Below are 9419 nucleotides of genomic sequence, written 5' to 3'. Positions count from 1 at the left end.
AGACCCCAAGCCGTTCATCTGGACCAAAACAGCCGAAGAAATCCTCGACTCCCTCGCCCGCCTCTGCCGACGGATCTCTGGCGCAGGACACTAGCCTCAAGGCTGAGGGCAGCGGGGAACACCGCCAAAGCGCTTGCCTGGTATCAGCACGCTGCGGAAGCCGGTGACCACACCGTCGTGAGCGACATAGCCGACGTTTTGGGAGAGATGGGCCGCGTTGAAAAGGCCATCGCCTGGTACCAACGCGCCGTAGAAGCGCAACAATCCTCATTGAGGTCCTACAAAATCGCCTCGCTACTCGAGAAGGGGGCCGCCTCCAAGACCTGAGGCGCTTCAACCGCTACGGGTTGGAACCTGATGGCTCGCTTGCCGCACCTTGGGAGGCGTTGCTACCACGGAGCACCGCGTGCAGGTGCCCGCCGGCCTCGTCCCCGTCCTGCGGTTGAAGTCGGCGAAGGCCGAGCACTGGTGCCGCGTGGGTGCCATGAACCAGCACTCGCAAGACGTGCAGGACCGCGGTGGGCTTGTTCCGCTTTGACGGACACCATCGGTGTGGTGGTCAGGCCGCGAGATGTTCGATGTTCCCGAGAAGTGGCAGCACGCCGCCGCAGGCCAGGTCGGCGCCGCGCGCGGTCCCAGGCAGGAGAAAAGCATTGCCATGCCATCGCGTCGGTCGGCATGCTGACGGCTGTGATCACTGCACACGACTCCACCGATGCCACCATCGTCATGCCCGTCAGCGTGCGCGACCTACTGCCCCGAGACCTGCCCGCATGCACCTGGTCGGGCTCGGCCACCCACCTGCGCCAAGTAGAGCGAGAGTTGGCGCGCGCTGCGGCCGGCGAGGTGGACTACCTGGCTGTATGCACCGCGGTGGACCTGCCGGTGGCGATCGGCGGCATCGACTACCAGGTTCGCGAGAAAGCCGGAACCTTGTGGCAACTCGCCGTACTCCCGGCACTCCAGTCCCGCGGCCTGGGAACGCTGCTGATCCGAGCCGCCGAACAGAGGATCAGGAACCGCGGCCTGCGCAGGGCCGAACTCGCCGTGGAGGAGGACAACCCTCGGGCCCGCGCCCTGTACGAGCGCTTGGGATACGTCGCGTACGGCCGCGAGCCCGATACCTGGGACGAGGAAGGACCTGACGGGTTGATCCGTCGCCACGAGACGATGTGCGTTCTCATGCGAAAGGACCTCTGAACCCCCGCCCGGTGGTAGATGCCCGAGGGACAGCCGGGCGGTCAGCTGCGGGCGCCAGTCAGTGCCCGAGCCCCGGTGCAGCGGTGTCGAAACTCGGGCTCTGGCTCGCGGGCCTTCGCCCGGACCTGCGGCTGCCAGCGTGCCTTCACCTCACACGCTCCAGGCGCGCGGCGAGGTCCGCGCGCGGCTTCTTGACCTTACGTACCGCTAAGGTTCTGTGAGCCACGCTGTCTCATAGATGTCGAGTGACGTCGCCGTCGGCCCCGCGCCGCAACAGAGGCAAGGAAGCAGGCGTCGGCCGAGCCAGGACGCTCCGGTGACGGCCGAGCCACGGTCTACCGCCACCGGCCGCAGCAGCATCTCCTTCTCGGCCGTAGTCTGACCGGCTCCGACTGCAGCGGGCGGGGCGCCGACACATTCGCCACGGCGAAGCCCGGGGCCGTCCCGCTCTAGATATTCGTGCCGGTGTCGCCCTCGTCATTCGAAGAGTCCCGCTGCTTCCTCTCGCCCGGATCGGACAGGTCCTCGTGCGCGTCCAGCAGCTCCAGGAGCGCGGCGTCCGCCTTCCGCCTGTCCTCTTTCGTCAGTTCAAGAGGTGCGTTGCTGTAGACGGTGTACCGGTCGGGATCGATGATGTTGGCGGCTCTCAAGGTGAACGTCAGAAGGGTGCGCCACCCCTTGCGATGGCCGACCCTCGCCTGAATCTGAGCCTTGTAATTACGAGGCTCCGGAACGAATCCGGAAAACGGTGCCTCGAACTCGATGAAGAATTGCTGCGCTTCCCTGCCGGCCACGGCGAATACGGCCGGCAACTTCGGCTCCTCCTCCGGCCCAGGTTGAAGACGGGACGGTGAAGAGATCCACAGGAGTGGCAGATGGGAGGCGGGCTCATCAGGGAAGGTCAACCTGAGATCCTGCACGACTATCGGCTTGGCGCCGGTGTTGTGAAGGACGAGCGGAAGCCTCAGGCGAGCCATGGAGCAGTGGACGATCGCGGCAAAGGAATGAGGCTCCCAGGACTTCAGGTGCCCTCGCCTGGCGTTGATCCACCAGAAGGATGCGACGGTAAAGATCAACGCGCAAACCGACACAACGCCGGCGCCAGGAATCGATGGAAACGCATCCTGAACTGCAGCAGCCATCAGCGGAAGCACAAATTCAGTGTGCCAGGCTCAGAGTGGGCGCGCTAACAGAACTCGATGAGGCGGGACCCTTGAGCGGCCCAGCCTCTCGGTGCGGATCGGCTGGGTTCCTTCATCCTTCGGCGGTGAGATGCGCCAGCAAAGCGTCCAAGTCGATGTGCCCGGACTCGCCCCCCTGGGCACCACTACCTCCGTTTCCTGCAGGAACGCCTTGATTTCATGCGCTGAGGCCTTGAGCAGGGCCGTACCAGTCGGCGGATTGAGAAGGACGTACACGTCATGCTCCTCGGCGGGCCATACGCGTATGTCCCCCTCGCCGGTGGGGCCCTCCAGGCCGTCGGCCAGAAGATCTCGGCCAATGATCCATTCCGCCGTCTCGTCGCTGCCGACAACGGTGAATGCGGCGCGGACAGCATAGGGATCGCTGGGCTCGTGCTGCAGCCCCATGCTCGCGGAGAAGGACATCTCATGCGAGACGACAAGCTGCACAGGCAGCCCCCGAACCACGGTCTTCAATGACTTCATTGGTCTTACTCCTGGTGCCTCGACTCATCCGGGGAGGGCCATCGGAAGGGATACCGCCGGAGCCCAAGAGGCCCGTGCGGGGATACGCAGAAGTTCCATACATCGCACGGAACTTCTGCTCAGTAATACCATACGGCGTATGGAAATACGAAGAGTGCCATCAGCAGGGAGAGACTCACCTGTCACTCGTGATGACGGCGACGCAGCGCCGGAACCCGGGCTTCGTGCCAGGCGACGCAGCACATGGCGAACTGGATCGCCCGGCCGAGACCCGCGCATTGCCCGAGAACGGCCGTCACGAAATACCCCGGCACATCACGTGGTCAACGGCAGGTCGAGAACTTGTCCATTGCGAACGTTGCTCCTGAGCGGTCTTCACCCCTCTGCTCGACCTGCGGCAGAAGCTGTCGCCACCGCTGGGAGCTCCGACTGGGAGACAGCGAGAACCCACGACTTCCCGAGTACAGCTTCCGGGTTCGCATCGCGGTCGCCGGCGCCGGGGACGCGTCTTCCTGCTCGGCGACGCGGCCCGCCTGCCTGGTCACGCACGCATCGCGGCGACGACAGGCTGGCCATGACCCGATGGGCAACGGCCGTCAGCCCGTCGGCAGTTCCGTCAGCGGCAGTGTGTGCTGAGTGCGGACCACCTTGGCACGGAGGTAGCGGACGTTGTGAGCCGTGGTGAAGACGCCCGTGGGAACGTGCTGGGTCACCGTGAGGCCCAGGGTGCGCAACTGGGCCGCCTTGTCCGGGTTGTTGGACAGCAGGTCCAGCTCGGAGATGCCGAGAGCGGCGAGCATCTGCGCGGCGGCGGTGTAGTCGCGGGCGTCCTCCGGGAGGCCGAGGGCCGCGTTGGCCTCGTAGGTGTCGAGGCCCTGGTCCTGGAGGGCGTAGGCGTCGAGCTTGTTGTAGAGGCCGATGCCGCGGCCCTCCTGGCGGAGGTAGAGCAGGACGCCGCCGCGGTCGGCGATGCGCTCGACCGCCTCGCGCAGCTGGGGGCCGCAGTCGCAGCGGGCCGAGCCGAAAACGTCGCCGGTCAGGCACTCGGAGTGCAGGCGCACCAGCGGGGGCCGGTCGGCGGCGGGTTCGCCGAGGATGACGGACACGTGTTCCTGGCCGTCGGCAAGGCTGTGGAAGGTGGCGACGTCGGCGGTGACCGTATAGCCGTCGGCGAAGCGGAGCGGGACCGTCACGCGGGTGCGGACCGTGGCTGCTGACAGGCCGGTCGGATTGCTGCTGACGCTGGGCGAAGTGGCGTTGCGTGAGTCGCTCATGTCGGTCTGCTTCTCCGGGGCGGCGGTTGCGGGTGTTGTTCGCGCAATGGGCCGACGCGGACGCCAGGAGCGCCGTGGCGGCACGTCGATCACGTCGAGCGCGCCGCCATTCGGCCTACTTCTGCGCAACCCTGCTCTTCAGAGGGATGCGCCGGCCGCACGCCTTCGCAGAGCGGCACGGCCGGCACGCCCACGCGCTCAATCGAGTCGTCAGGGAACGAGGATGAGGCGGATCGGATCGCCGATCTTGCGCTCCAGGCGGTGGATCGCCTCGGGGGCGTCGGCCAGGGGGATGTGGTCGGTGATGGACGGGGCCAGGTCGAGACGGCCGCTGGAGGCCAGCCGGATCAGTTCGTAGACGTGGTCGAACGAGGATCCGTAGTGTCCGTAGACCTTCTTGTTCTTCAGGTTGAAGGTCATCTTCTCGGAGATCGTCAGCGGCTCCATGGTGATACCCACCAGGACGAGCGCACCGTGGTCACCGAGGAGGGGCGACGCCTGCTCCCGGACCCGGGGGACGCCCGCGAAGTCGAAGGCGTAGTCCAGGCCCAGGCCGTCGGTGGCACGCAGCACGGCCTCGGCGAAACCGGGGTCGGTCGGGTCGAGCGCGATGTCGGCGCCGAACGCGAGGGCTCGCGCACGCGCATTGGGCAGCGGGTCGACGGCGATGATCGGCGTGGCACCCATCGTGCGGGCCAGCCGGACGGCATGGGCACCCACCCCGCCGACTCCCCAGATGCCCACGGACTGGGCGGAACGCACCTGCACGGTCTCGACCAGTGCCGCGTACGAGGTGGAAACGGCGTCCGGGATGATCGCCGCCTGGTCGAAGGGAAGTGTGTCGGTGATGGGGACGACGGTGTCCTCACGGGCGATCGTGTACTGGGACCAGCCACCGTCGTAGTCGACGCCGCGGCCACGGAACGACGTGCACGTGCCACCCCTGACGCAGGTGGCGCACTCGCGGCAGGGCTGTCCCGCCTGCAGGGCGACCCGTGTGCCGACGGCCAGGTCCCGCTTGAGGCCGGGGCCCAGGGAATGGATGACACCGGAGATCTCGTGTCCAAGGGTGAGCACGTTGGAGTTCAGGTGCAGCGGCGAGATGCTCCCGTCGATCAGGTGGAGGTCGGAGAGGCACACGCCCGCCGCCTTCACTTCGATCAGTACTTCGCCCGGCCCGGGCTTGGGGACCGGGATCTCCTCCATAACGAACTTCTTCATGTCCAGGTGAACGCGTCCTGCCAGCATGGTGTCCATCGTTGTGAGCTTTCTCGAGTAGTGGTTGCGGGTTCGGAGGGCTGTAGCGGTCCGTGGGACCACAGAGGGGTGAGGGGCGCTGCGAGGGGTCGAGGGATAGGGGGCATCAGCCGGTAAGAGGCCGGGCTACGTTCGCCCCTGGCGGGCTGGTGCGGGGTCGGCCGAACGGCATGCCGGTCCGTCCGGCCGACCCCGTCGACCGTCGATGCCCCATATCGCCGGCATCGCCGCTCGGCGGCTACGGGGCAGCCTGTGCAACCCGGTTCTGCGCAAGGACAGCGCGCTGGAACAGGGCATGGGCTCGGGCTGTCTGGCGGAATGCGAGGTTCTGCAGCGCGAGTTGGAGTCCCCGCTCGGCATCGGCCCCCACGGTGAGCCAGAAGTCGGCCGCGTGGTCGGCGTAGGCCTCCGGGTGGCGCAGCACCAGTTCGCCGTAATCCGCTACCGCGCGCTCCCGCCACTGTTTCGCCTCGTGGACGCGGCCGCCTGCGTGCAACGCGGCCGCGAGGTGAGCTGCATACTCCGGGTCGTCGCTGGTCTGCGTGAGCGGACGCAGGAGGGCGACGGCAGCCGCAGGGTCTCCGCTCAGCAGCTCGACCTCGGCCAGGTGGCCCTGTGCCGGCGCGTAGTCGGGCACCCGGCGCCGGGCGGCCTCGTAGCACGAGCGGGCCGCATCGAGATCGCCCTCGCGGTGCCACATCACGCCGCGCCGGAAGTCCAACTGGGCGAGTGGGAACGGCGAGGTCCCCCGATAATGGCGCCGCGCCTCGCCGAACAGCTGCTCCGCCTCGGTGACCTCCCCGCACTCCGCCTGGAGTACGGCGAGCGCGCCGAGCGTCGTGAAGTCGCTCTGCCGCTCCGCCGCTTTGTGGATCAGGGCCATGGCATCCGCGTAGCAGCCGAGCGCCTGCAGGACGACGGCTCGTTCCGCGTCCAGTGCGGCCACGTCCGCGCCGCTCCGGCCCGCTTCGCCGAGGTCGGCAACGGCCTCGGCGAAGCGGTGCAGGGTCGCCCGCGTCCTGGCGCGGGCGAGCAGGGCCGTGCCGTCCTCGGGTGCGGCGCTTACGAGCCGCTCAGCGAGTTCCGCTGCCCACTCGTAGTCGGCCACGCGGCCCAGGATCTGGCCTCGGAGGTTGAGGAGGTCGATCAGGGCCGCCCCTTGCGCCACCGCCAACGGAGCCCCAGGCGTCTCCCCGGTACCCGCACGGCTGAGCCGTACGGCCAGGCCGTCGATCTGCCCGTGCAGATTCGTTACGGCGATGGTGCCGCTCGTCGTGAGCGGCTCGTGCACCTCAGGAGCCGCCCCGGTCATGCCGCTGCCTCCCCGGGAGGGGCCAGCGCGGCCAGGCGGGCCCCCAGGTCCGGCGGGGTCGGGTTGGGAGCATTCAGGTAGGGGAAGCTGCGGGTGGCCAGCTGAGTCGGCTGGTCGACGCCGTCACTGATGCGCTCGCCGTCGATGCCGCCCACCAGCAGCGTGAAGAGGGTGTCCACGATGTCGTCGTTGAACGACCGGCCACCGCAGGTCGTGTGCGGGCGGCCGGCGAGCAGGGCGGTCTCGATCTCGAAACAGCCGTCCTCGGAGAAGGGCTTGGACAGGTCGACGACGAGGAAGTCCGCCAGCAGCAGTTCGGTCAGCGGGTGAGCACCGTGCTCGTCCAGCGGCCAAGCGGTCTTGCCGTCCAGGCCGTCGTAGAAGGCCAGGTTGGCATTGAGCCGTGCGCGGTAGGTGCCCGCATAGTCGGGCCGCACGCTGAAGGCGTCCTCCTCGTTGAAGAGGTCGCGGATCTCCAGATCGCTGTTGACGGTGTCGAACTTCTTGGGCGACATGACCACGTTCTTGATCTCCGGCCGGCCCATGCGCTCCAGCCGGAACGGGCGTCCACCGGACGTCACGGTCTCGCCGACGACCGCCACCAGCGAGCCGGCGGCCGGGCCGAGCACCGCGGCGTCGACTTCGAGCACGATGCTCAGCGCGTTCAGGCCCTCCAGAACGTTGCTGGCATCAGACCTGAAGCCCAGTTTCCCCGTCGCTTCGGTGACCATCACGCCCACGAAGTCGATGAAGAACGGGTCGAGCCGCGACCCGGCGAAGATCTTCAGTCCCTCGGCCTCGGTGGGCACCTCGTTGCCGACCTGGAAGGCGACCTTCCGGCCGCCGGGCGCCTGGCACGTGCCCATCTGCACCAGGGTGTCCGTGCCGTCGACCTTCTGAGGGGCGTCGAAGGTGAAGTCGAAGACGTACTCGTCCTCGCCCACATTGAACGCCGCAGCGGCGCCCCCGCTCACCGACGTGATCGGCCGGACGCGGAAACGGTGGGTGATCGCGTCGGAGAACAGGGCCGTAGGGGCCGAGGCCGGGAGCACGTTGAGGACGAGCACCAGGTTCCCTGGCCGCTCCGGGCTCGGGAAGGCGTACACGTCGCAGATGTCGGACGCAGGGTCGGCGATGGCACGCGGCCCGGAGAAGTGGTCAGCCATGAGAAATGCTCCTTGTCGTGTTGCTTGTGGGAGATGTCAGGTGTCGAGGTCGGCGATCCAGCGCAGCGCCGACAGTCCGGGCATGAAGCAGTACTCGCCACCCCGGTTGACGACGAACGGCGGCAGCCCCTTGAAGCGGCGGCGGATCGGCCTGCGCGGGACGGTGAACCCGCCGTCGTCGTTCACACCGATCAGCGGGTCCTTTTCCGCGGGCGCCCCGATGAACTTGCCGTCGTTCACCCACTGCCTCTGGACGAACTCGAACTGCCGGTCCAGGCGAGCTCCGACAAAGGCGAACATGATGCCGCGGTCGGCGCCGTCGTCCTCCAGCACTCCCTTGGGCAGCGGCGGACCATAGGTCGTACCGCGCCGGATCATGCGGTGCAGACGCACCTCGCCGGTGACGACCGCGTCTCGCGGGTTCATCCGCCGGGCGTGGGCGCCCACCGGGCACTTGAGGCCCTCCGGGTCGTCGCCGTACAGATACGCGTTGTTGCGCTTGGGATCGGCACCGAGTTCCGGATCGTCCTTGTCCGGTGTCAGTGCCAGCGGGGCGCCACTGGGCCAGCGGCCGATGAACTTGGCCGCCAGCAGCTCCTCGTCGGCGGTGTCGGTGGCGCGCTCGTGGAGGTACTTACGGAAGCCGGCCACTCGCGTGTGCAGCTTGCGGAAGGCCACGTATGTTCCGTTGCGCCCGAGCACCTCGGGCTGCGGAACGGGTGCGATGCCGTGGGTCTCGTCCTTGTATCCGGTGATGAACTCGCCTGCCCTGAGCGGCTCTTCGTACGGATTGGTGCCGGGGATGCCCGTGCCCTCGATCGCCGGCTGACCGATGCCGTCCCGGAAACCGAACGGTTCCTTCTCGTCCGGTCCGACGTGCACGTCCTGCTGCCAGATCGCGACGACGCCGGGCAGATCGCGCAGGGCGTCGTGGACCAGGAGGAGGACCGTCTCCAGGCGGGCGGTGTCCGGGGCGAGTCCGGCCAGGATGAGGTGCACATCCTGCGAACCGAGCGGGGCCTCCCAGTTCGCCGGCGCGCTTTCCCCGACGTCCCCGATGTACTCCGCCCGCGCGGCCATGCCCTCGCGGAACTCCTCCGGGAAGGTGGCCAGCGACTCCTCGGGCACCCCCAAGGCCTTCAGGCCCTGGAAGCTGAGTGCCACGGCGAGCGAGACCTGACGCTCGGGGTCGAACGCGGCGACCGAGTCGAGGGCGGGGGTGAGCCGCCGCAGCAGCTCGCGCCCTTGCCGCCGATCGTCGATGCGCAGGGCGAGGTAGGCGCCCGCGTAGGGCGTCGGCCGTGGCTCCAGAGCGGCGGCCTGGATGTCGTCGAGCTCCAGGGCGCTGCCCTTCTCGATGCTCATGATGCCTTCCAGAACTGTCTTGCGTGGACGGAGTCGTCACGCGGGCCGTGGAGGGGGCAGGGGTGCCGCCCACATCTGGAGGGGGTGGGGGGTTGGCGCCTCCTCCGGGGGTGTGGGGGTGGGTCAGCTGGCGGCCTGGGCGAGCAGGGGCTGGAGGGCCGGGTGCTGGAGGGCCTCC

General features: G+C 68.2%; 8 protein-coding genes and 1 pseudogene. 2 read left to right on the top strand and 7 right to left on the bottom strand.

Going from position 1 to position 9419, the window contains the following annotated elements:
* Nucleotides 1–327 (top strand): annotated as a pseudogene (locus AB0D27_RS38865) (hypothetical protein); the annotation flags it as partial.
* Nucleotides 328–678: 351 nt separating this feature from the next.
* Nucleotides 679–1200, top strand: a complete 522-nt coding sequence (locus tag AB0D27_RS38860) for a GNAT family N-acetyltransferase (RefSeq protein WP_362518481.1) — start codon at nt 679–681, stop codon at nt 1198–1200.
* A gap of 449 nt (nt 1201–1649) precedes the next feature.
* On the opposite strand, the gene AB0D27_RS38855 is transcribed toward AB0D27_RS38860, so the two are convergent.
* From AB0D27_RS38855 to AB0D27_RS38825, 7 genes are all read right to left on the bottom strand, one after another.
* The gene (locus tag AB0D27_RS38855) at nt 1650–2354 is read right to left on the bottom strand and encodes a hypothetical protein (protein WP_362518478.1); all 705 of its coding nucleotides are present in this window, start codon (nt 2352–2354) and stop codon (nt 1650–1652) included.
* An 18-nt stretch (nt 2355–2372) separates the two neighbouring features.
* A complete protein-coding gene (locus tag AB0D27_RS38850; protein WP_362518476.1) occupies nt 2373–2867 on the bottom strand; it encodes an SsgA family sporulation/cell division regulator in 495 nt (164 codons plus the stop codon).
* Between the two features lie 596 nt (nt 2868–3463).
* Complete coding sequence (gene ribA / locus AB0D27_RS38845; protein ID WP_362518474.1) at nt 3464–4141, bottom strand: GTP cyclohydrolase II; 678 nt, start codon at nt 4139–4141, stop codon at nt 3464–3466.
* A gap of 210 nt (nt 4142–4351) precedes the next feature.
* Nucleotides 4352–5398 (bottom strand): zinc-binding dehydrogenase, encoded by a 1047-nt coding sequence (locus AB0D27_RS38840; RefSeq protein ID WP_362518472.1) that lies wholly within the window; start codon nt 5396–5398, stop codon nt 4352–4354.
* 238 nt (nt 5399–5636) lie between these two features.
* Nucleotides 5637–6710 carry a tetratricopeptide repeat protein gene (locus AB0D27_RS38835; protein WP_362518469.1) on the bottom strand — a complete coding sequence of 358 codons (1074 nt, stop codon included), beginning with the start codon at nt 6708–6710 and terminating at the stop codon, nt 5637–5639.
* Nucleotides 6707–7876, bottom strand: a complete 1170-nt coding sequence (locus tag AB0D27_RS38830; protein WP_362518466.1) for a DUF4331 family protein — start codon at nt 7874–7876, stop codon at nt 6707–6709. Before AB0D27_RS38830 ends, AB0D27_RS38835 begins: the two co-directional genes overlap by 4 nt.
* A 36-nt stretch (nt 7877–7912) precedes the next feature.
* Complete coding sequence (locus AB0D27_RS38825) at nt 7913–9241, bottom strand: Dyp-type peroxidase (protein ID WP_362518464.1); 1329 nt, start codon at nt 9239–9241, stop codon at nt 7913–7915.
* Nucleotides 9242–9419: the final 178 nt, after the last annotated feature.

Source organism: Streptomyces sp. NPDC048415 (assembly GCF_040651675.1).
Lineage (GTDB): Bacteria > Actinomycetota > Actinomycetes > Streptomycetales > Streptomycetaceae > Streptomyces.
Note: the sequence above shows the minus strand (reverse complement) of the source record. Positions and strands in the feature narration are given on the sequence as shown.